The 22,029-nt window shown below is 41.6% G+C and carries 19 protein-coding genes and 2 pseudogenes; 13 read left to right on the forward strand and 8 right to left on the reverse strand.

Annotated elements, in window-relative coordinates:
- Positions 1-47: 47 nt before the first annotated feature.
- Positions 48-707 carry a hypothetical protein gene (locus tag FCR06_RS27725; RefSeq protein ID WP_138505515.1) on the forward strand — a complete coding sequence of 220 codons (660 nt, stop codon included), beginning with the start codon at positions 48-50 and terminating at the stop codon, positions 705-707.
- A gap of 105 nt (positions 708-812) precedes the next feature.
- Here FCR06_RS27725 and FCR06_RS27730 read toward each other — a convergent pair whose 3' ends face one another.
- Together FCR06_RS27730 and FCR06_RS27735 are read right to left on the reverse strand one after the other, a co-directional pair.
- A complete protein-coding gene (locus tag FCR06_RS27730) occupies positions 813-1,832 on the reverse strand; it encodes a tyrosine-type recombinase/integrase (RefSeq protein ID WP_138505517.1) in 1,020 nt (339 codons plus the stop codon).
- Between the two features lie 72 nt (positions 1,833-1,904).
- Positions 1,905-2,326: pseudogene (locus FCR06_RS27735) on the reverse strand (four helix bundle protein).
- Positions 2,327-2,688: 362 nt separating this feature from the next.
- Between FCR06_RS27735 and FCR06_RS27740 the strand changes: the two are divergent.
- Together FCR06_RS27740 and FCR06_RS27745 are read left to right on the forward strand one after the other, a co-directional pair.
- Positions 2,689-2,964: a tyrosine-type recombinase/integrase gene (locus FCR06_RS27740; protein ID WP_223280328.1), complete on the forward strand. Its 276-nt coding sequence runs from the start codon at positions 2,689-2,691 to the stop codon at positions 2,962-2,964.
- Between the two features lie 538 nt (positions 2,965-3,502).
- Complete coding sequence (locus FCR06_RS27745; protein ID WP_223280329.1) at positions 3,503-3,985, forward strand: Mu transposase C-terminal domain-containing protein; 483 nt, start codon at positions 3,503-3,505, stop codon at positions 3,983-3,985.
- Positions 3,986-4,422: 437 nt separating this feature from the next.
- Here FCR06_RS27745 and FCR06_RS27750 read toward each other — a convergent pair whose 3' ends face one another.
- Positions 4,423-4,974, reverse strand: coding sequence for a hypothetical protein (locus FCR06_RS27750; protein ID WP_138505519.1), 552 nt, complete (start codon positions 4,972-4,974; stop codon positions 4,423-4,425).
- A 195-nt stretch (positions 4,975-5,169) separates the two neighbouring features.
- Here FCR06_RS27750 and FCR06_RS27755 point away from each other — a divergent pair, with 195 nt between their 5' ends.
- The 7 genes from FCR06_RS27755 (at position 5,170) to FCR06_RS27785 (ending at position 14,925) form a co-directional block, all read left to right on the forward strand.
- A complete protein-coding gene (locus tag FCR06_RS27755; RefSeq protein WP_138505521.1) occupies positions 5,170-5,514 on the forward strand; it encodes a hypothetical protein in 345 nt (114 codons plus the stop codon).
- Positions 5,515-5,822: 308 nt separating this feature from the next.
- Entirely contained in the window at positions 5,823-6,113 is a 291-nt protein-coding gene (locus FCR06_RS27760; protein ID WP_138505523.1) for a hypothetical protein, read from the forward strand.
- Positions 6,113-6,559: a type II toxin-antitoxin system VapC family toxin gene (locus tag FCR06_RS27765; protein WP_138505525.1), complete on the forward strand. Its 447-nt coding sequence runs from the start codon at positions 6,113-6,115 to the stop codon at positions 6,557-6,559. The genes FCR06_RS27760 and FCR06_RS27765 overlap by 1 nt, the downstream gene beginning before the upstream one ends.
- Before the next feature lie 169 nt (positions 6,560-6,728).
- Positions 6,729-7,331 (forward strand): ParA family protein, encoded by a 603-nt coding sequence (locus FCR06_RS27770; RefSeq protein WP_138505527.1) that lies wholly within the window; start codon positions 6,729-6,731, stop codon positions 7,329-7,331.
- A complete protein-coding gene (locus FCR06_RS27775; protein ID WP_138505529.1) occupies positions 7,328-7,972 on the forward strand; it encodes a hypothetical protein in 645 nt (214 codons plus the stop codon). Before FCR06_RS27770 ends, FCR06_RS27775 begins: the two co-directional genes overlap by 4 nt.
- A 542-nt stretch (positions 7,973-8,514) precedes the next feature.
- Positions 8,515-14,121, forward strand: a complete 5,607-nt coding sequence (locus FCR06_RS27780; RefSeq protein ID WP_138505531.1) for an Ig-like domain-containing protein — start codon at positions 8,515-8,517, stop codon at positions 14,119-14,121.
- A 132-nt stretch (positions 14,122-14,253) separates the two neighbouring features.
- On the forward strand, positions 14,254-14,925 hold the full coding sequence (locus FCR06_RS27785) for a PEP-CTERM sorting domain-containing protein (RefSeq protein ID WP_138505533.1): 672 nt from the start codon (positions 14,254-14,256) through the stop codon (positions 14,923-14,925).
- Between the two features lie 270 nt (positions 14,926-15,195).
- On the opposite strand, the gene FCR06_RS27790 is transcribed toward FCR06_RS27785, so the two are convergent.
- The 3 genes from FCR06_RS27790 to FCR06_RS27800 all read right to left on the reverse strand — a co-directional run bounded on the left by FCR06_RS27790 (position 15,196) and on the right by FCR06_RS27800 (position 17,321).
- The gene (locus FCR06_RS27790) at positions 15,196-15,522 is read right to left on the reverse strand and encodes a hypothetical protein (protein WP_138505535.1); all 327 of its coding nucleotides are present in this window, start codon (positions 15,520-15,522) and stop codon (positions 15,196-15,198) included.
- A gap of 906 nt (positions 15,523-16,428) precedes the next feature.
- Positions 16,429-16,905, reverse strand: coding sequence for a hypothetical protein (locus FCR06_RS27795; protein WP_138505538.1), 477 nt, complete (start codon positions 16,903-16,905; stop codon positions 16,429-16,431).
- A gap of 236 nt (positions 16,906-17,141) precedes the next feature.
- Positions 17,142-17,321, reverse strand: a complete 180-nt coding sequence (locus FCR06_RS27800) for a hypothetical protein (RefSeq protein WP_138505539.1) — start codon at positions 17,319-17,321, stop codon at positions 17,142-17,144.
- A gap of 12 nt (positions 17,322-17,333) precedes the next feature.
- Between FCR06_RS27800 and mobV the strand changes: the two genes are divergently transcribed.
- The 3 genes from mobV (at position 17,334) to FCR06_RS27815 (ending at position 20,937) form a co-directional block, all read left to right on the forward strand.
- Positions 17,334-19,067, forward strand: a complete 1,734-nt coding sequence (gene mobV, locus FCR06_RS27805; RefSeq protein WP_138505541.1) for a MobV family relaxase — start codon at positions 17,334-17,336, stop codon at positions 19,065-19,067.
- A 469-nt stretch (positions 19,068-19,536) separates the two neighbouring features.
- Entirely contained in the window at positions 19,537-20,022 is a 486-nt protein-coding gene (locus FCR06_RS27810) for a hypothetical protein (RefSeq protein WP_138505543.1), read from the forward strand.
- A 186-nt stretch (positions 20,023-20,208) separates the two neighbouring features.
- Positions 20,209-20,937 (forward strand): hypothetical protein, encoded by a 729-nt coding sequence (locus tag FCR06_RS27815; RefSeq protein ID WP_223280330.1) that lies wholly within the window; start codon positions 20,209-20,211, stop codon positions 20,935-20,937.
- A gap of 285 nt (positions 20,938-21,222) precedes the next feature.
- Here FCR06_RS27815 and FCR06_RS27820 read toward each other — a convergent pair whose 3' ends face one another.
- Both FCR06_RS27820 and FCR06_RS33955 read right to left on the reverse strand, forming a co-directional pair.
- Complete coding sequence (locus FCR06_RS27820; RefSeq protein WP_138505545.1) at positions 21,223-21,459, reverse strand: EF-hand domain-containing protein; 237 nt, start codon at positions 21,457-21,459, stop codon at positions 21,223-21,225.
- A gap of 159 nt (positions 21,460-21,618) precedes the next feature.
- Positions 21,619-22,029 (reverse strand): annotated as a pseudogene (locus tag FCR06_RS33955) (bifunctional DNA primase/helicase); the annotation flags it as partial.

Here is a 22,029-nt window from a genome sequence, read left to right on the forward strand (position 1 = left end):
AATGGGCTTGAGAAAAAACGTGACGAAAAAAGATTAAAAGTATTTTTATGGAACACTTATCCATATCTAACAACCCAACTGGATTACATATTGATGGGTTTCCTCATGCCGAAAAGCTAGTTAACCTTAAAGAACCACAGGCTAGGCGACTTGCAGACCTGGGTTTACACAGAACTGATCTTGAATTTGCAGCAGATTGTCTAGAAGCAATTAACACCGCTCCTAATGAGCCATTAGTTATGAGACAATCGCTGTGGCGCTCCGCTATCATCTACTACATAAAATGCTTTGGCGATAATGCCCGATTCCAGCTAAACTCAAGCAAGATATATAAGGGCGATGATCAAGCTCAAGAGGTCTTTACATACTTCAAAACACTTCGGAATAAGCATTTAGTTCATGATGAAAATTCCTATGCACAATGCATTCCTGGTGCTATCTTAAATCAGAAAGTTCACCCTTACAAAATCGAAAAGATCATTTGTGTTTGTGCAACTGCGGAAACACTATGTCAGGAAAATTATAGTAATCTTTACTTACTGATCCAAAAAGCAAAAGCTTGGGTAATCCAAGAATTCGATTCTCTTACTAATAATTTGACACAGCAGTTAGAATCTGAACCATACGATGATTTATACAATCGAGAGTCAATTAGTTACACTAAGCCAACAATTGATGAAATTAATAGAAAGCGAAACGTACTTTAGTACTTAAAGTCCTAGAACTAGCGAAGCTGTGACTAAGCGCTATCTACTCTAAATCAGCAAAAGAATTGAATTTACTTTTAATGATTTATTTTTAATGAATTACCATTAATCATTCCCATTGTTCAACATACCCGTCAACAACTCCGACATCTCCCACAAATCTTTATTCCTGTTATCGTCATAAATCATCAGCGTTCTGGGGTCAGCATGACGGCTTAACTTCTGCACCTTTCTGATATTGCCATCAGTGGCATCGAGCGCCGCCGTAATCGCCGAATGCCTGACCCTGTGTGGTGACATCGGTTTCTTCACCCCCGCCTTTTTAAAAGCTGCCGACACGATTTTATAGATAGCATCCGTAGTCAATCTATGCCCAGAGTTATGAAAATCTAACGCCGTAAAAATTGGTAAATTGGGATTCAAATCCCCCCTGGCAATTAACCAATCCGCTATCGCCGCCGCCACATCTTTTGACATATCCAAATATTCTTCATTCGTTCCCTTACCCTTACCTAAAACCCTCAACTTGCGACCATAAAAATCAAAATCGCCCACATTAAGATGGCATACCTCCTGGCGACGCAACGCTAAACCCCACAGCACCAGAAAAATTGCATAGTTGCGTTTACCAATCAAAGTTTCTCTATCAAACTGCTGAATCACAACAGATATCGCTTTGCTATCAACACCCCGCGTATCCCGATAAGCCTTGACCTTCTCCCCCGACACATCCTCCAGGGAATAGTTACACACCCCCAACTTCCGCCCCATTTTGGCCAACGACTTAATCGCCGCCAACCGCCGATTGATGGTTGCCTCCCGCAACCCAGATTTAATCAACATCGCCTTATATTTCAACACCACCATCACCGCCTGCTCTCGCTGCAAGTGCAAAAACTCCAGCACACTATCACCAGTCGGCGGCACAAGAGTCATCTTCAGAAAGAAATCCCTCAAATCCTTTTCATAAGCCCGTCGAGTATTGGGGTTGCGCTTATCTGCCAACAGCTGCGCCAACACATCTGGGTCTTTGTCTAGTTGTGCGTCAAAATATCTGGCGATCGGGGCATCTAAACACGCTTCCAACGAAGCAAAGACTATTTCTCCTGAATTTGGATTTGACATAAGTGCTGACTCGCGTTCAATAAGAATAAGCAGGGGAGCAGGGGGGCAGGGGAGCAGGGGAGATGAAAGACACTAAGAGTCTGTTTTTCTGCCCGGATGTCCGACTGTTTTCTTTATCAGCCAAGGGTTAGGATTGTTAATCATGTTTACTAAACTACCTAGAATCTTATTATAGTTACTGTAAATTTCTCGACCTGTATCAATATCCAAGTAGTTACACTTGACAGCAAATTCAATCCACGTCTGGGTTTCAGCAGCTGACGCTTCACAATCATTTAATGAGCGCCACAAATGCTGCTACGTATCTACGTTTCCTCCATGCTTCTGCTAAATTCGCACATACAGAACGAGAGCAACGACGAATTTGGTCTGTGAGCGAATAACGTTCCTCTACTGGAAACTTTTTAGACACCTCAAATATCTTCTCCCGCTGCATCAAAAGCCATTTGATACACTTTCAAGTCTTGATGAAAAGTAATTGCATTTTTTTCCATTTGCTATCTCTTACCTTCTTCACTCTTTCCCCCCTGCTCCCCTGCCCAAGAGCTCCCCCTCTGCCCCGCCTCATTAGGCATAAATGCTCACTACTACGTTATTGATAATACAACTTTCCAATAACGTTCATCATTGCATACAATGTTCTTGCTTTACTGTTTACACTTTGATCAACAATCAGTCACCTATTGCTGAAGTAGTTGGGTGTCGCTTGGTTATGTAGACTCTGTAATTTCATGTTTTGATATCGAAATTGATATCATTTTTGGTAGTACAAGAATACTAAGGACTCCGCCCCCAAAGCGATCGCCAGTTGGATCAAAGCAAGTAAAAAAAACGTAGCAATGAACTGCTTTTCACCGTGCTGGCCTATTACAAGAATGGAGCAAGATTAACCGGGGAGGCAATCAGGCGACTGGTAGATGGGCTATGCAAGCAGGCCGGAATTACTAAGAAGATGTCACCCCATCGTGTTCGCCACAGTGCGATTACTACAGTTTTGGATCTCAATAATGGCAACTACCGTGCTACCCAGCGATTTAGCAGACACGCCCAGGTGCAGACGGTGTTGAAATATGATGATAACCGTCAGCGTTTGCAAAAGCAGATGAGTGATTCAATATCAGAATTGATTTAAAAAAGACCTAAAGATGAGGTTGAAAGTATGGTGTTAACTTCAGATTAATTACCTTTTCTTGCCCTTAGATTTTTTGCCTAAATTCTGTGAATCAAATCCTTTTGTGTTGGTCTTCGGTTTTTCTTTAGAGGATTTGGAGCTAGACACAGGAAACTGTGCTTCTCTTTCTGAGCCGGTGAACAGACTGCCTAATTGCTGAAGAAAAGAGTTGTGTGCTTTTACCCCCTGGATGACCAAATTGTGAATCATACCCTGACCAAAAATTAACGACATTTCAAGGGTTATAGCCTAAACATCAAATAAAACTTTGCATAAAATTATGGCTGCGTGTCCTAATTGTGAATCATAATAAAGCCTAGAGTTGTCATAACTAAAAAGAGAAAACTTCTCCCGAATAATTCTCTAAAATACTGCGTTCGTACTGATACCGAATTGAATCCCGTTTTTACCCAGAACTTAATGTTTTTGTCAGATTACAGGGTTGTCAATTGCAGGAGAACGCTTACACCGAAGAATTGCCTATAACGAAGAGTTCCTCATGGCAACACGTCCTTCCACCCCCAAAGGTCAGGCGAAAGTTCAGCCGGGATATGGGATTAAAGTCAATTATCTCTACTATTGGAGTGATGCTTTCCGCAATCCCAATGTAGAAAAAACATTAGTACCAGTACGCTACGACCCTTTTGATATGGGAGTTGCTTACGCCTATGTTGATGGGCGCTGGGTGAGATGTATCTCTCAGTATTACAGTACTTTTGTTGGACGCACTGAAAAAGAAGTGTTGTTAGCGGCACAAGAAATTAGGCAATTGAACAAACGTAGCGCCACGGCGACGAATTTGAATGCCAAACATTTAGCTGACTTCATTGCCAATGTCCAAGAACATGAAGCCTTGTTGTTGCAAAGATTGCGTGATTTGGAAAGTAAACGCTTACTAGACAATTTAAGCGGACTCGGAAAAAGCCAGACGTACCTGCACCACAAGAATTCACGACCACAACAGCAAATGAGATCCCCGTAGAGTCAGCCCCAAAAAAGAAGCAGACTCGCAAGAAAACTACATCTACTCAAACACTTGAAATTACTGAAACGCCACTTAGTAATTCCAGAGCTGACCATAAGACGATAACCCAGGACACGCAACAGCAAACAGATAAGAGCCGCGAGAAAAAGTCAGGCACACGGGTTGGACAACGCACTCCCCTTGCGAGACAGTGTTGGGCATGAATCACAGTCAGCGACATAAGAATGATAATCATACGGGTGGGGGAAGAAGCTGCCGACGGCAGCTTCTTCCCATTCTCTTTATTAATGAGACAGGGTTGAGCTTTGCTCAACCCTGTCTCCCCCCAACTCTACGATTATCATTCTTACAACTCACAACTAAAGTATGAAGTATATCTTGTCCTAATAAGTTTTGAAGCACTTCGTGACTGTTTGGCAAAAATATCGTTCAAATCACAAGTTGTTTGGTTCTTCTCTTAGGATTTGCTGGTTATAAGCTTTTTGAAAGGCTGCTATCCCTTCTTCGCTCGTCATGTCAAACCCGGCTTGCATCCCACTCGTAATAAAACTTTTTGCCATACCCCCTTTCGCTGGATCAAACATCCAGTCTGTGAACTTGCCTTCGATTTTGGCAAGATAGGTTGCGATCGCCCCGGCACTACGAAAGTTATACTCCCGCTTCAAGAAGTTCCAAAAGGCGACTAGTTCTGAGATGGCATCCTCTGCTTCTGATCTGTGCATCAGCGTGAGCTTGCGCGGAAGAATATGTTCCATAACGATTTGTGCGTCTGCCTTAGTCATCTTGGGCAGGGTGAATCCTTCGTAGATGTAGGACATTTCTGTGAAAGTGGCAATCCATCCACCGAACTCAGGGTGTTCTTGGGCATAAGCTTCTCCTTCAGGAGACTTGGCGAACTGCTCGACTACACCATCTATGTAGTCGGCAAGAAGGGGTTCAGCTGAGTCGTAGTCGAGATTATTGAGTTGATTGATGTCAAATGGCATGGTTTTGCTCCTTGAGGTTGAGCAGACATACGCTCAATTTAGCAACAAAGGGACAAGGCTGATACATACTGTTCGCGTGGATTTATCTCTTAAACGGAATGCTAGGATACCCTTGCGCTACATAGATGTTTTAATACATTTAGTACCTGTTGTCATGGGAGCATCTCGTTCAATGTTCTTTAAACTAAGTCCTATATGAATCATGAAGAAGACAATTCCCCTTGGGGGCAAAAGGGAGCTACTCTGAGCGATAAAACAGCCCAAAAAGAATTTAACCTTGAGCTAGCAGAAATTATTGAGGCTATCAAATCAGGAAAATTGCAATATCGGCACAATACTTTATATGGAAATCCCTGTTTTAAACTCTTAAGGAATGAGGTAGAAAATTTTGTCATTGAAAAATATGGGTCGGATTATTTAAAAACTCAAAAGTGCAAAGCTGAATTATCAAAAATCAATACAGAAATCCGAAGTTTGAACCGAAAAATCTCGGAATTAGAAAAAAGAAAACAAGAACTTTTAGCAACCATTAATTCTTGACTGTGGTTGAATTAACTGAGGTTTTGCTTCAGCTAAGAAAACAAGGTTTTTCTAATTCTACAACTTTCCTTGTAGCTTCTGAGTCCACTCATATCGATGAAATATGTCAAGTTATGCAATGGATGAGTAGGCAATGGAAGCGTGTCTAGTATCTAGATAATTTGAATACCTGGATACCCAAATATTCATACAGCCAAATTAGCTGGGTACTCAGGCAGCAATATTCTGCTTCTATTTATTGTGAGGAGAGTAGCAGCATAATTAAGGTACTTCCCAAATTTATTAAGTATGAGTTCTGGAATGCCGACATGGAAACAATGAAGTTGCGATCGCATATTGGGACAGATGGTATATTGCAAATCCAGACACCCACTGATTTAAAAGATACAAATGTTGAGGTAGTGGTGGTTATACAGCCGTTAGCTGATGCAGAAGTTGCAACATCTTCAGAAGCCCAAGCACAATATAACGCTTGGGGAAAGCCCACAACGAAAAAATCGATAAGTAATGCAATTGCCAGAATGGAACAACTGCGGCGAGAAGTGGCGTTAGATAAAACGTCAATCCGCTCCATGATTGAAGAGGGGCGAAGATTTTAATGCAGTTTGTTTTGGATTGTTCTGTAGCAATTAGCTGGTGTTTGGTGGATGAAAATAACCCTACTGCAAATGCGATACTAGCAATGATGCCGGATGCTGAAGCATTTGTACCGGGAATTTGGTCACTGGAGATTGCTAATGTCCTACTGGTGGCTGAACGGCGTAATCGTATGACTCAGAAACAATCATCAGAAGCTATTGCTTTGTTACAGTCGCTATTGATTCAGGTTGATACGGCTACTGATGCAAATGCTTTGGGTGCAACCTTGACGCTGGGGAGACAGGAAGGTTTAGCCGCTTATGACGCAGCTTATTTAGAATTAGCGTTGCGGTTGGGATTACCTTTAGCAACGATTGATCAAAGGTTAGCGGAGGCGGCTACGAGGTGTGGCGTGGATTTGGTCGAAGAGGAAGAGGAAACGCCTTCAAATGGAGAGGCCCCATAAGCTAGGTTGTCATTTACGAAAAATAAGCTTCACAATGCATCAACACTATACTTGAGTTGCAAATTCTGATTTCCGGCTGTATAAATACCTGGATACCCAAACATTCATACATCCACATTTTATGTGTGTAAGTGCGATATGATTTTTCCATCTTTTATAAGGGGAGATTATGCCAATCATCTCTCTTAGCTCATTTAAGGGCGGAGTGTCAAAAACAACTTCAGCTATCTGCCTCGCCTCACTGTTTTGTGATGATGGGGCAACTCTAGTGATCGACGCAGACCAAAATCGATCGGCAACTACCTGGGCAAGACCTGGTGGGCTACCATTTCAGGTTTGCGGCGAAAAGGAAGCTGCCAAGTTAATGCGAACGCAGAAATTTGAATTCATCATTTTTGACACTCCCGCACGGCCTAATGATGCGGAAGTGGAGGATCTAGCAAGGGGTTGCGATCTACTCATCGTTCCGACTCCACCAGACCTCTTGGGCATGGACGCAATGGCACTCATGGCTAAATCCTTGCCACCAGATACAAACTGGAAAGTCCTACTTACAATGATTCCACCGCCGCCTCAAAGGGATGGTGAGGAGGCGATGGAAGCTCTCAAAACACAAGGTTATCCTGTTTTGAGTCGTGGGATTCGATTTTACAAAGCTTATAAGGATGCGGTGACTAATGGAGTTCCTGTTTATAAGGTTCGAGGGGGCAAAGTAGCATGGCGGGATTGGACGGAAATAAAAAACGAAGTGATTCAAGCAATAAAAGGGTGAGCCGATTTAGTGAGGTCTTAGGGGCAGCACAAGAAAATACCCAACTACCTGGATACCCAGAAAATCAGCCATCTGAACAGCTAGATACTCAACTAATCGAAGAATCATTAAGCCAGTTATCTGAACAGGTGAAAAGTCAAACATCTGACAAGTTAGCAACCCAACTACCTGGATACCCAGAAAGCCAGCTATCTGAACAGCTAGATACTCAACCAACCGAAAAATCCTCAAGCCAGTTATCTGAACAGGTAAAAAGTCAAGCATCTGACAAGTTAGCAACCCAACTACCTGGATACCCAGAAAATCAGCTATCTGAACAGCTAAAAACCCAGTTCCCTGAAAATTCAACCACCCAACAACCTCAACAGCCAGTAACCCGGTCATCTAAACAGTTAAAGGATAAAGATAAATTAGCCAAGCGTGAGAATCCCGACTATACCCAAACCACTTTTCGCATTCCGAAAAAATTGAGCAGGCAGATCAATCGAGTGCTGATGGACTTGGCAGACGAGGGGGAATATGTGGATAGGAGCGACTTGTTAGAAGAATTAGCCAGTGCATTTATCCGACTAGCTGATGAAGTTGGCGTAGTAAAGGCCTTAGAAGAAGTCAAACATCTGGGTACCCAGATGGATGAATAGCGAAGTAAGGCGATTGGCAAAAGTCACTGAAGAGAAAAGCGATCGCCTGTTTACGATGTTAGATAATATACACTATATGATTTCATTAACTAGATTTTTCGGAAGCTGAATTCCAATACTTTTTACTCCATCAGTTTTTGAAGGTATTTTATTATTCTTTCTGTAATGTTTAAAACTTTAGTCGTAAATTTACTGATAATTATAAATATTTGATGAACAATGTTAGAAAATTTACTTACATCTACCAAAAGTATGGTATTTAAATTTTAAGTAAAAATACTTGAAGTTAGCAATTACTAGAGTCAAGGCTTACACCGCTTACAGTAATTAATTTAGAAATGGCAAGGTGAACTGAAAACTTTCCGAAGGGTGCTTGAAGAAAAATTCTTGATCAGTCGGAGAGCAAAACCTGTCTTCTTGAAAATGGTAGGTGATTTAAAAAACAACCTCAGTATCCGAAGGCAGTAGAAGCATTAGCCATAGCCTCCTCGGCAATTTTCCTCGACTATCCTCACGCGTTAATCACAAAAAGACTTATAGACATGAGTAAAACTCGCATTCTCAACAACGGTGTACTTGTAGAATCAACTTTAACTCTCAACCCAGAACTGATCGGGACTCTAGAACAAGTCTTCCTTCTAGTGCAAGAGCGGTTGCGAGTCTTTGCCAGTGACACGGGATTTAGTCAGAATATAGCACTGGCGTTTGGAGAAGGTATAGTAACAGAACCTTTGCAGACAGCTTGGCTAGCTGGTGATGTGAGCAACTTTCCCCAAATTGATATTGTCTCAGGGACAGAGATTAATGGGGCGAGGGGAGCTTATGCTGGTGCGACTAACCGGATTTATTTGTCTGAGCAATTTCTGAGCGTCAATAAAGCGAACCCAGAAGCGATCGCATCAGTTCTACTAGAAGAATACGGTCATAGCGTGGATGCTGTGTTGAATAGTAGTGATGCACCAGGAGATGAAGGAGCTATTTTTTCAGCTTTAGTGAAAGGGCAGGTTTTAAGCGAAGAACAAATACAGCAGTTAAAGACTACGGATGATACTGCCACTGTTACGATAGACGGCCAACTTGTTGAAATTGAGCAGGCAGTAATTTCAGGAGATGGTGGTCAAGGTGGAACCACTAAAACAATTCCCCTAGAATCAACACCACTTACACTAGTTAGATATAGTTGGGAAAACTATTCTATTCCTGATGAATTTCAAATTCTTTATGATGGAAAGCGAATTGCAGGTGATGTTGGACTACAAAGTGGTGGTAAAAGTAATGAAGAACGTATAGTTCTTAAAAAGAATTCTGATGAATTAGTCGTAAAAGTAACGGCTCCACTTGAGGGTACTGCCTGGAATTTTAATGTAGAAACGCTTCCACTTGAGATAACTATTGATGGTTTCTTGGGTGATGTAATTAAAGTTGACTTAAGTAAAGAATTTGAGAAACGTGGAATTTCACTTCAAGATGCAGGGTTAGATCCTAATGGATTTGGAATACAAAGTAATAGTAATAATAAAGGTATAATTGCAGAAATTGATGATTGGCAGACCAAGCTTAAAAAGGGTGAATTTTATTTTGTTCCTACAGTAAATGGAACTCCTCGTCAATTGGGTCAGGCAAGAAGTGATACAGGAATTGGCGAAAGTACCTTAACTATTACCAATGGAAATATTGAGATACCTGTAAAATTTAATATCACTGATAGTTTTTCTACTTCTGGTGATAATCGAGTAACAGTTGGAACTCAAAGATTAGATATTTATCGTCAAGAGCAAAGACTAAGTTATTTAGCATTCCCACAACAATCGGGAAATAATTTAGTAGTGGATGGGAATGACAATGATTTGTCTTGGGCAATCCAGTTGTTTAACATTGCTACCAGTCAGCGTCCTCTAGGTCTTTATGCTCAAGGAGGAAGAGGTCGGGTTACAAATTACCCTTCGACGCTGAAAGAGTCAGACATCAATTCAAGCAATGTTCCTCAATGGACGAATTTAAATGGTATTCAAAATTTCACATTTGTAATCACACAAAGGAGATTTGGAACTAATAATTCTGCATCTGCGATTCAAGGTGCAACCAATGCGTTAGGCATAAATATCAATTCAACTGGAGTGACGGGGCGGAATGGTGAGGGAGACCCAAGTAAAAGTCATGATGGGGGTAGAGGCGTTGATATTGATACAATTCCACAGGAAGCATACCATGCTGGTGCAAACTTTTTCCTTGAGAGGAGAATTAATAATGTCTGGTACGTAGCCGCTCCCAATAACCAAATTATTGTGAGAAATCCCAATGGAACCTATCAAGCTGCCGCTCCTATTCTTCCTGTCCCTCCTACTCCTGGAAATCCTGGAAATCCTGGAAATTTAGTAAATGCAGTTAGGGGAAATCAGGCTTTTAACAATGAGCAAATATTGAATGGCATTAGTGGCTTTATTCAAGATAATACGGCGATTGGATATAACTTAAATGATATACAAACTCTCATTCAAAGTTTTCAGAATACGGGCTTAGTGGGACGAGTTTTGTATAACGATCCTCGAACTTGGAGTGGAAATGTAGGATATTTTGCAGGTCATAATGGTCATGTACATTTTGAGATAACAACACCCGTATTAGGAGCTAGTGCTAATAGATTTAACTTACAAAGTCCAAATCTTGAGGCATTTTCACTAGAGTCTTCTCTTTCTCGTAATACCAGCCCTTCAATCTCCCCCCTTGCTGCTGTTTTAGTCTCTAGCGATCTCAGCAATCCCATTGAACTAGGTCAGCTTGAAGGCAATGTAAATCTGGCGGGGTCTACTAGTAGTTTAAATCCAGATATTTATTACCGTTTCACATTAGGAAACCCAATAGAAGAAGATGAAGTTTATTTCTTCACTATGCGAGATTTCAGCCTACTCCTTAACGGACTGAGTGCTGATGTCGATGTAGAGCTAATTCAGGATTTTAATGGAGATAACATTCGGCAAGATTATGAAGTAGTTGCTAGTTCTGAAGAGATTGGCAATAGCGACGAAACGATAAATCTAACAGATCTGAGTCAAAATGTTTATTACGTCCGCGTCTTTCAAAAAAGTGGAGATACCAATTACAATTTAAGCTTATCAGTTCCCCCCTTGCCAGTTCCCCCAGACAATGCAGGTAATACTCCCAGTAATGCTCAGGATTTAGGAATCCTCAGTAGCAGTTTAACCCGAACTGACTTTATAGGTGAAGTCGATCCAGATGACTACTATCGCTTTAGCTTGGCTGCACTGAGCGATTTTAGTCTAGAAGTTAGTGGATTAGATCAAGGAGATTTAGTTGCCACTCTGGGGCAAGATATTAACAATGATGGAGTCATTGACTTCGATGAAATAATTGCTGTCTCCGACGCTGAGAGTAACGAATCAGAAGCCCTTAATATCAATGGGTTAGCGGGGGGAAGTTATTATGTCTGGCTCTCTCGCAACAGTGGTAATACAGACTACAACCTCAACCTATCAGCAACACCAGCAATCATCCCGCCAGATCAAGCAGGAAGTACGCCAAGCACAGCTTTAAATATTGGCTCTCTCAATAGCGCATCCAATTTTAGTGATTTTGTCGGCAATGTCGATCCTGAAGATTTTTATCGTTTTAGTCTTGCTAATGTCAGTGGGTTAAGAATAGAACTCAATGGTCTAGCTGCGGATGCTGACCTAAAACTTGCTCAAGATAGCAACAATGATGGAAGAATTGACTCTAATGAAATCATTAGCACCTCTGAATTGAAAGGATCTGATGCTGAAGTTATCGATATTATTGCTTTAGCAGCAGGGACTTACTATGTTCGGGTAGATCAGTATGAAGGTGACACTAACTACAATTTATCTCTTACGCCTACTAATGCGGTTGGCAGTGACTTGTCAGTAACGAGAACTGATGATACAGGAGCAGTCAATCTAGGCGACCAGTACACCTATACTCTGACTGTCACCAACAATGGTCCTAATACGGCAACAGATGTAGTCCTCACTGAAACTCTACCTGGGGTAAAATTTGTCTCAGCAACTACCACAATCCCACCGCAGGCTTTAAACTATCTAGATTTACTCAAGTTTCAACTGAATGCAGGCGAACAGGTCACGATTGATATTGATGCCAAGGAATTCGGCTCGGGATTAGACTCAGTTTTACGACTATTTGACTCTTCTGGAAATCAAGTCGCTGTAAGTGATAACAATCCGGCTCCTGGTGAAAGCTTTTCAACAGATTCTTATATAGACTTCACTGCTAGTTCTGCTCAAACCTATTATGTTGGGGTGAGCAGCTACTATGATTTCTACTACGATCCCTTTACGGGTTCGCCTACTGGATATGGTTATACTTCGGGCAGTTACACACTTAATGTTAGCATCGGCAGTGGTAATTTTAGTAATCAAGTTACTTTAAGTGAACCTAACGATACAATTGCCCAATCTTTTGATACAGGCTTAAGTTCAGCCAATCCAGGAACTTTCGTTGGTTTAGGTCTCATCCAAATTCCCAGTATAAATCCAGTTTCTGTAAGCAATAATATTGCTACGGCTAATATAGGATCTCTAAAAAGTGGTGAAAGCGCAACAATCAATTTCACTGTTAATCCTATCGCTTCAGGCGACATTTTAAATACAACTAACGTCACCACCAGTGGATATGACTACAACTCATCTAACAATTCTCTGGTTAGTACAAAAACTGTCAACTCAATAACGCCTGATAATGCAGATCTCGAATTAACTCAAACAGTTAATAATGCTAATCCCCGCATAGGCGATCAAGTGACCTTCACCTTGACTCTGACAAATCAAGGCCCTGGCACAGCTACTGTTATAAAAGTGCGAGATATCTTGCCTGGAGAGTTAACTTACGTTTCTGCATTGGCAGATTTAGGAAGCTACGACAGCAACACAGGGATATGGACTGTCGGGAATATGCCACCTAATGAAAATGTCAGCCTCAGAATTACTGCAAACATTAACTCAGGACAATCTATCACCAATAGTGCTGAAGTGATTGCTGTTGATGAGGGAGATCCTGATTCTACTCCTAATAACAACAATCCCAATGAGGATGATTTCACTTCAGTTATCTTAGATGTTGTTAATGAAGCTCCTATAGCTGAGGCAAACAAAACCTTAACTATTTTAGAAGATGCTGCTCCCACATCCCTTAACATCTCAGTTCCAACAGATGCCAATGGCGACCCTTTAACCATTACAGTAGAGAGGATTCCTGATGCAACTAAAGGTGAAATCCGCTTAAGCAATGGTATTATTCAAGCTGGCGATACCCTAACTTCCCAGCAGTTAACTAACTTAGTATTTGTTCCCGTTGCTAATGCCAATGGTGCTGGCGGTATTTTTAACTATACCGTTAGCGATGGTCAAAGTGGAACAACTTCCCAAAGTGTCACCCTAGAAATTACTCCAGTCAACGATGCACCTGTTGCTACCAATGACATCGCTACCACCGACCAGAATATCCCAGTGACAATCTCAGTGCTGACATTACTAGCCAATGACAGCGATATTGACGGTAACTCTTTGAGCATTACTGCGGTTAGCGATGCCACTAACGGCAGCGTTGTACTTAACACAGAACAGGGAAATATTGTCTTTACCCCTGCTTTTGATTTCAGTGGAGCAGCAAGTTTCAATTACACAGTCAGCGATGGCAACGGCGGCACGAATACAGCCGCAGTAGCTGTCACCGTCAACCAGACCAGCAGCTTGAATGAAATCACGGGCACTTCAGGACGTGATGTTATTACTGGCACTTCCAGCAATGACCGCATCATCGGCTTACAAGGTGCAGATACAATTACAGGCGGTGGCGGTAATGATCAATTTGTCTATACTAACATCCGCGATCGCGGGGACACGATTACTGACTTTGAGGTTGGCAAAGATAATATTGTCTTCACTCAACTGCTTGACAGCCTAGTTACAGGAGGCTACAACGGCGCAAACGCCATAGCGGATGGCTATGTGAAAGTTGTTCAGGGTACTAGTGCCAGCAATTTCAGCGTCCAAATTGATGCTGATGGCCCCACAGGCAACGACATCTTCAGACCTTTTATCACAGTAAATTTGGCAGGTACTGGCACTTTTAATAACCCTAGCAACTTTGTGTTTTAGCGCTTGACTTTAGCCCTTCCACGAAAAAATGGGAGGGCAAGGGTCAAGCCAGTACTTAGTTGAGTCTTCCAAATTAGTATCTACTGAGATATCTACTAACAAAGCGTTTTCAGAAATTTGTAGGAGTTTTATATGTTGGATGCAACTTTTATCAAACGAAGAATGAAAAAGGCAATGGTTTTTAGCTTCTTGGGCTTGAGCAGTTTCACCATTGCCTCCCCTTCTTTTGCTGCCAGCCTTGATTTGAGCAGTTGGGACAAATCAGGTGATGTTTTTGCAGTTTCAAGTCAAGCGACCCTAACAAATGCCTTCTCAGATGGCAGTGATGATACTTCTAACTACAATGTCTCCAGCAATGACCCAACTGATATTAACTCCCTAGAAACTTTTTTAGGTCTTAACTCAGGAGACCTTGGTCTTGATGCTACCGAAGGTTCTGGTATCAAACAAGCTTTAAATGTTCTGGCTGGGGATGTTATCAGTTTTGATTATTCCTTTTTAACCTACGATACTTTATTCAGCGATCGCGCTTTTGTAACCATTAGCAACTCAGTTATCCCTCTAACCGGAAGTTCTCCTTTTAGCTACACATTCGCAACATCTGGCATCTACAACGTTGGTATTGGTGTTATCGATGTAGATGATACTTCTGCTTCATCGGTATTGTCGTTAACAAATGCTTCTCTGACAAATGCTAATCCTCAACCAGTCCCCGAACCTTTAACTGCCCTTGGTTCTATTTTGGCTGGGGGGTTTGGAGCTATGTCAAAAAGAAAATATCTAAAAAAAGTTCAGTCAAATTAGCAAATAAAAGATACTTTTCGCTAAATTAACTAATGATCGCTCTCTTTGAGCCATTGTCGCGCAAAAGTGTCACCCAGCATTACCTACCAAAAACGCTTGTGGCCAGCCATCTACGGTTTTGAGATCACAAGCGTTTCTTAACTTTTGATTGATGCTGACGGGCATTCCACGTTGTTAGTCAAAGGTGGAATAGGCGATTAAAAGTGCTTTTACCTCTGCCAATAGCTCATGGCAGAGGTAGAAATTTACTTGCGAGCGCAAGACACACATCTATGAAGAAGCGCCAGCTTCAGCAAAAGCCGCCCCTGCATCTGGTTTTACCTCCTTCGCCTTCTTTTCAAAAAGTTGGATTCCTGCGTCAATAATTTCAAACCCGTTTTCTGTTCGCACACCAAGCTTGCCCGATACAGCCCCAGCCCAGTCTGCAAATTCTGAGGCGCTAGTTTCAGCCTTGCGCCAACTTTTTGCATTAACTTGAGCGGTGAAAACTATACCATTCTGGTCAGTCAACTCGATTTCCACTTTCTTATTCGCGGCTGGTGTAGCTGTTGGTAATTCACCGCTAAATTTTATTGTTACCTCGCTTTTGGCTTCCATAGCTTACCCCTGGCTCATCATCAATGAACTTTTTTTCGTTCCTGATTTTATCTTGGATTAGGTTGACCACAAGGTGCGCGAACGCGCATTGCTATCGTAGTTGATCGCAAACAAATTGAACGTTGAGCATTCGGCTTGAACGAGAACCAAGACTCAACATTAAAAAAACAAAATCCAAAAAAATAATTTTTCCCTGTTTTTGACCCTTTTTTTGTCTATCTAATTAATAATTACTCTCAAGATGAACCGCCCAAACCCTGATTATTGACACATTTATCAATAAATATTACAGTTTTGACACTAGCTTCTTAATTTGACTCAATTCGTGCATCTGAGATAAAACCTCGACAAAACATCCATTTTCCCAATTCTCACCAACTACATTCAACATCTCCCAATATCTATCCAACATCTCCCAATTCTCCAGTTTTTTTCTTACCTTCTTACATCTTTTACGTCATCCAGTCACAAAATTCTCATTAGCTCAAAAATTCCCAATAAAGAAGAACAGTTCCCAAGACTTCTTAAAAGTCTCCCATTTGCTCCCAATAATTGGTAAATTCTTGGGAAATTCGCTTAAAAGCTTTTAAGCTTGCTAATCCATCTTTTTTTTGACGCACAGTACGCCATATTTGGCGGAAAGTTTTTGAGGGTCAAAATTGAAAAGCTATTATCAGAAGTAAGAGCCATCAAAAAATACTACTAAAAAACTACACAATCACGACAAAAGCCACCTCAGAGTTTACCCCTCTGAAAAATGCGGCGATTCTTCTCTAGTTCTTCGCCATTGAAGCGGATGCTGTTGGCGAAGTTAAAAAACGTTCCGCTCATTTTTGGGTAAGTCAATTCAGCCCCCTTAAACTAATTCGCTGCTTTTCGCAATTACGATGAGCTTTTTCTCAACTACTACTCGACACCAAACAGCTTGTTGATCTGTTTCATTTCCGGTGACAGTTCTAGTTCCATCAAATCGTCACTGTCTTCATCTAAGGTTTGGTCATCGTCATCCGAGGTGGACACTTGAATTTCATCATCATTCAAGTTCTCATTATTTTTAGTGGGATTCACAGTTTCAGGAGAAGCACTAAAAAGTGTTGTGTCGGATGAAGGTAATTTTTTTATGCCAGCTATCCTTCTAATGGTGGCAAGTTTTCCTTCTAGTTTCTCAATCGCAGACCAACAAGCTTTGAMCAACTCATCAGAGCTAACTTTACCTTCTAACGCTTCAGGCAACCAAAAAGCAGTTAGAGCTTCCATTGAAAATTCAGTCGCGGCTTTATTAGAAGGATGGTTCAATAAATATTCAATCACCTTACCCTCCCAAGATTTAGACTTGCGTTTAATTCTTGGCAACTCAACATAAAAGTTGCGTTTTTCGCTCATCTTGTCTCCTAAGTAGTACAACGTTTATCGTATAAAAACCCATCTGTAATTTTTGTGAGTTTAACAGTGGTGCAAATAAGTTTAAAAGTGATGTGAATGAGTTTAAAAGGAGTGGAAAAAATCGCTCAAATTGGTAAGCGATTGAGATTGTTATGAGTATTATAGTGGTGTGAATGAGTTTTTTAGTGATGTTTGAGGTAAAAACTGTAATAACGTGCCGAATATACCTCAAAAGCTTACACAGCAAGCTTTTGAGCCGCAGGAGGGGGACTGCCACCAAAATTTTTCGGTTGGGTGTACCATAATTTAGGTGTACCCACTACACCTTTTTGCACGGAGGKTGGCTTTCGCCATTTTTCGCTTCGCTTAAACAAAAAGGTTTCGTGGGGTCTGCGACGCTCTAAACCCAATTTCACGAGTGAACGGAGATGGCTTACGCTATTGCACGCATCAAAAAGCTAAAGCGCAGTAACTTGGCAGGCAGTGAAGCGCATACCGCTAGATTTAGAGAAACGCCGAACGCTGATCCATCCCAAAATAATATCAGGTTCATCGGTCATCACAATCCAAATGAATCATTAGATCAATTGGTGATGGAGAGGATAAGAGAACAGAAGCGGAAGATTCGCCCGGATGCGGTGTATGCAGTAGAGATTTTATTGACCGCTTCACCAGAATACTTCCGCCCCAATTGCCCAACACAAGCCGGCTACTACGAGCAGAAGGAAGTGGATGTATGGTTGGAAGCATCTAAAAAATGGCTGGAGTCGCAATATGGAGAGCGCGTAGTCAGGGCAGAGTTGCACTTAGACGAAGCCACCCCACATATTCATGCTTACTTTGTTCCCTTGGATGATTTGGGGCAACTCAGAGCCAAGCACTTCTTTGACGGTCGGCAGAAAATGAGGCAGTTCCAAGATTCTTATTCTGCGGCCACCGAACATCTGGGGCTAGAGCGTGGCATTAAGGGAAGTAGGGCACAACACCAGGACATCAAAGATTTTTACAGCATTGTCAACTCTGGCATTGAATCAAATAGTCAACTGACTTTAGCCCAGATGCAAGCCAAAGCTGCCGAACGCGACAGAGCGCAAACTAAAAAACAGGAGATAGAAGCCACAGCTAAAGCTTTGGTAAAAGAAATTGAAGCCAAAGACCAACTCATCAAACAATTACAGACAGAGAAACTTCTTCTTCGGCAGCAGACTCAACAACTGCGCGACTTGCCCCTAGAGGATGTGGCTTGGGAGTTGGGGCTACACCACGATCAAGGGAGATGGAAGGGCCACGGACACATCATCAATATAGATGCGGAAAAGTTCTACGACTTTGCCCCCGATCAACAGAAGGGTGGCGGTGGTGCAATTGATTTGGTGATGCACGTTAACAATTGCAATGTACGGCAAGCGGTCGTCTGGTTACATGAGCGCTTTGGTGAAGCTGGGGCAGAACGAGCAGCGATCGCAAAAGCCAAAACAGTGGCTGCTGAAATTATCCAGTTAGAACCACGCTCCAAATTCACGCTACCAGTTGAGGATAAAGCCAAGTGGTCTTCTGTCTCCAACTACCTCACCCAAAAACGGGGAATACCTGAAAATTTTGTGGAACTTCTGCATAAAAGGGGGTTAGTTTACGCTGATGACCAGCAAAACGCTGTGTTCGTCATGCGGAATCTTGGCGAAGAACCCCAGGCAATAGGAGCGTTCCTGCGAGGTACGCGGGGAGAAAACAACACTTTTCTTGGGTACGAGAAAGGGACTAAGCGGCGTGAGGGCTGGTTTTACTTTCACTTGGGCGGCCAGCCTACTGATTCCCCAGAGAAAGTGGTGCTTTTGAAGTCGCCCATCGATGCCGTGTCTTTTGCCATGCTGGAATATCAGCTTAGAGGCGACGTGCCACCCAATAGAACTTTGTACATGGCGCTAGATAATCCCAAAAGCTTACCAGTAGAGCAATTGCAGAATATTCCTAATGTACAAGTGGCTTTTGACTCGGACGATGAGGGTAATGCAGCTGCACGAGTTGTTAAGGAACTACTGCCACAGTCCAAGCGGCTCAAATGCAAGGCTGACGATTGGAATCAGCAGCTACTTGATTATGGGCGACAGTTAAGGCAACAGCAACAGCAACAGCAGGAGCAGGATGATGATTTGAGTCTTTAATAGTCAACGTTCTAGTAGTGAACTGTACAGTTAGTTTTGTAGCATAAAAGTAGTTTTTTAGTAGTTAATTTTGATTCAAGTGATTTAAATTTTACTAAAATCATCATTTTTAGCTCTAAAAAACTTTCCGCCAAAGATGGCGTACTGTGCGTCAGAATTCAATATTATTCTCCCGTGAAAGCATAAGGGAAAAAGCAGAGCGTGTATTGCAACAAATAATAGAAGAAAAACAGGGATAAGAACTTAGACAAAATAAAGGATTTTCCCTCTAGGTGATGACGCAACTCAAAACCTAGCAAGCTCAATTAAGAGTCGGTATCTGCCAATGCCAGCTTAAATAGGGCATGAAAAAGTATTATAACGACAGAATAACTTTAAATTTAGTTTGCATAAATACATAGATCGCAACTGATAAGTAATAAATAAAGTTGAATGAGATTTCTCAGTAGTTTAAGAGGTAGCTTAACTAATGGGCGCGGAGCAGTTAGGATTAGAACCACCGACTCAAGCACAAGAGCAGACAGAAGCACCATTGGGAGGCATTAATACAGCAGCGAAAGAAGATACGAGATTTCTTCAAAAACTTCTTTTAGCCAATGCAACAGCAAATACGCCTCCTGAATGGCGTGAAAGTTTAAAACTAATCAGTGCTGGTCTTTTAGGTATAAGCCTATGGTTTTTCATAGGATGGATTGCAGGTGCAAGTTACTTGAAAATCCAAGACTATTCCGAACAAATTTCAAAGCTGAAAGACTCAAAAGATCCTCAAATTGAGAATCTTAATAAAGCAGTTAGCATTATTAACGACGCATCCAAAACGCTATATTCGCAGTTAATCCCGATAGCAACAGTAGTTAGTGGATTTTTCTTTGTTGCCGCAAATTCACAGTCTAGTGGGCTAGTAGCACCAAAAAACAAAACCGAACCTCCAGAAGCTGACAAGGAGGAAAAGTAGCGAAGATAGCGTTGGCGAAATGTTTCCTAACATAAAAACGGCGCATCTTCCATGTATATGATTAGTTTCCTTGAAGTAAAAGCGAAACTTCCTGGCTTAGGCATCCATATAGGTGTTTCAATTGTTGCTAGAGAATTTTAATATGCTTTAGCATACTTTCATATCTCCTTATAATTACATAGTCTTATGGTGACACTAAAGCTGATATTTAAACTTAGACAAATTTTCCTCTTAAGCCTTGCCACCTCAGCATTCAGCCTCATTTCCCACTCAGTTCAAGCTGCTACAATTCAGTTTAACTCTCAGGGCAATATCATTGGCATTAAAGAGTTGGAAATTGCCACTACTCCTTACAATGTTAACTTTGTGCAGAGTAGTTTCACCAATTTATTTGGTAATCCTTCTAACTTGATTCATCAACCCACATTTTGGCTTGATGCTCAAGGTGCTGAAGCGGCACGAAATACAATTGATAATTTATTAGAAACCACTTATCCTGCTTCAATTGCCATAGGTGAAACACAAAGTACTCAAGATTATCTTATTCCTCAACAATCCGCTTTGGGTATCCGGCTCATTGATAATCAAGGCAATATTACCTTTGCCCCTAACTATTTTGGCAGTATCTTGGGTAACTATGCAGATTATTATGCAGGACGCAAATGGAGTGAATTTTTAGAAGCGATTTATCAAAGCGGTGGAATTTGTAGTTGTTCGATAAATATCACCATTAATCCAGATAGAGTTGGCACTGATATAAATGCAACCCGTACCTTTGCGCTTTTCTCTGTGAGTCAAACAGCACAAATTCCCGAATCTTCTCATCCGATTGGCTTGATAGCGATGAGTATGTATGCTTTCTTCCTTCGCAAAAAAATTGTATTGCGCGATGATGGCATCAATGGGATCAAATGAGCAGTGGATACCGTTGGCGAAATATCACTTTGAGCCGCTTATTACACATTAGAGTCATTACGTGTAATTACTCCCTATATATATTGATCTAAGGTATTTTCCGGTGTTAGGGGTGTGACATACATAATTCATACTACCTAAGAGGTAGTTAACGTACTTTAAAGGACGCTGTAGAACCCGCTAATTGAACGATAAGCAAAAGCCCCCGGATTTCCGTGATGAGAAAATGCCGGGGCTAACGTCTGGGTTATTGGATAGTGTGGGTAACTTGGCGATTACTGGGGATTAATCTTCTAAATTACCTACTGCTGAAACTGCTGTTTTTAATTCTTCAAAGGAAAGGCTACCGTCTGAGTCAGAATCATACTGTGTTAGCAGATTGTTGAAATTTCCGGTCTCAGCTAACGTTGATAAATACAAAGCCTGATTCTTATTTGAAATAAGTTCATCAATGTTGACCTTGCCATCACCGTCTGAATCTAATTCGTTAAAAATCTCTTGAAGCTCAAGTTCTGTCACCATAAAATTCTTTCCGATTAAATTTTCAATCTTAATCTTTTCAAAATTTTGACAAAAACTCAAATCCTTGTGTGTTTATCCCTGGTAGCAATGTCGTTTAACTACAAATTACCGACAAAAGCGCGATCGCTCTACTTGTATTCAACTCAATSAGGCGATGATTTACGCCATCCATTCCACCCAATCGGGCGCTCCATCCACCAGTTGAGCAAACAAGTTCTGGTCAATATCCTCAAACTTGAAGATCACGCCCCACCGCTCATCAATCGTTAGTGTACTGAGTAATTCTTTAACTGACTCCACCCCATATTCAAACCGCTTAATCGCCAACTGAGCATAATATTTTACCCGTTCCCACCAAAAATCACTGGCTTCTGAATCTGTGTCCATACCCCCCCGATTATTACTTCCATCTTCATTAATGGGGGGTGTGGACGGCGGGTTAATCCCATACTGAGACTGCATTCTAGCTGCGAAAGCCGCATCTCGCTCAAGTGACTCTTGCCGCTTTCGTTCCCTCTCTTCCCGTTGCCTTTGCCGATACTCTAATACTTTCTGGGCAAACTCTACATC

The sequence above is a fragment of the Nostoc sp. PA-18-2419 genome, from assembly GCF_005869855.1.
In the GTDB taxonomy this organism is placed as follows: Bacteria; Cyanobacteriota; Cyanobacteriia; order Cyanobacteriales; family Nostocaceae; genus Nostoc.

Bases quoted from the DNA above. Each gene is read 5' to 3' on its own strand.
- FCR06_RS27785 (WP_138505533.1), top strand. From the start codon at position 14,254: ATGTTGGATGCAACTTTTATCAAACGAAGAATGAAAAAGGCAATGGTT.
- FCR06_RS27820 (WP_138505545.1), bottom strand. From the start codon at position 21,459: ATGGTGACAGAACTTGAGCTTCAAGAGATTTTTAACGAATTAGATTCA.
- FCR06_RS27765 (WP_138505525.1), top strand. From the start codon at position 6,113: ATGCAGTTTGTTTTGGATTGTTCTGTAGCAATTAGCTGGTGTTTGGTG.
- mobV (WP_138505541.1), top strand. From the start codon at position 17,334: ATGGCTTACGCTATTGCACGCATCAAAAAGCTAAAGCGCAGTAACTTG.
- FCR06_RS27755 (WP_138505521.1), top strand. From the start codon at position 5,170: ATGAATCATGAAGAAGACAATTCCCCTTGGGGGCAAAAGGGAGCTACT.
- FCR06_RS27730 (WP_138505517.1), bottom strand. From the start codon at position 1,832: ATGTCAAATCCAAATTCAGGAGAAATAGTCTTTGCTTCGTTGGAAGCG.
- FCR06_RS27750 (WP_138505519.1), bottom strand. From the start codon at position 4,974: ATGCCATTTGACATCAATCAACTCAATAATCTCGACTACGACTCAGCT.
- FCR06_RS27760 (WP_138505523.1), top strand. From the start codon at position 5,823: ATGGAAACAATGAAGTTGCGATCGCATATTGGGACAGATGGTATATTG.
- FCR06_RS27725 (WP_138505515.1), top strand. From the start codon at position 48: ATGGAACACTTATCCATATCTAACAACCCAACTGGATTACATATTGAT.
- FCR06_RS27810 (WP_138505543.1), top strand. From the start codon at position 19,537: ATGGGCGCGGAGCAGTTAGGATTAGAACCACCGACTCAAGCACAAGAG.
- FCR06_RS27815 (WP_223280330.1), top strand. From the start codon at position 20,209: ATGGTGACACTAAAGCTGATATTTAAACTTAGACAAATTTTCCTCTTA.
- FCR06_RS27770 (WP_138505527.1), top strand. From the start codon at position 6,729: ATGCCAATCATCTCTCTTAGCTCATTTAAGGGCGGAGTGTCAAAAACA.
- FCR06_RS27780 (WP_138505531.1), top strand. From the start codon at position 8,515: ATGAGTAAAACTCGCATTCTCAACAACGGTGTACTTGTAGAATCAACT.
- FCR06_RS27790 (WP_138505535.1), bottom strand. From the start codon at position 15,522: ATGGAAGCCAAAAGCGAGGTAACAATAAAATTTAGCGGTGAATTACCA.
- FCR06_RS27745 (WP_223280329.1), top strand. From the start codon at position 3,503: ATGGCAACACGTCCTTCCACCCCCAAAGGTCAGGCGAAAGTTCAGCCG.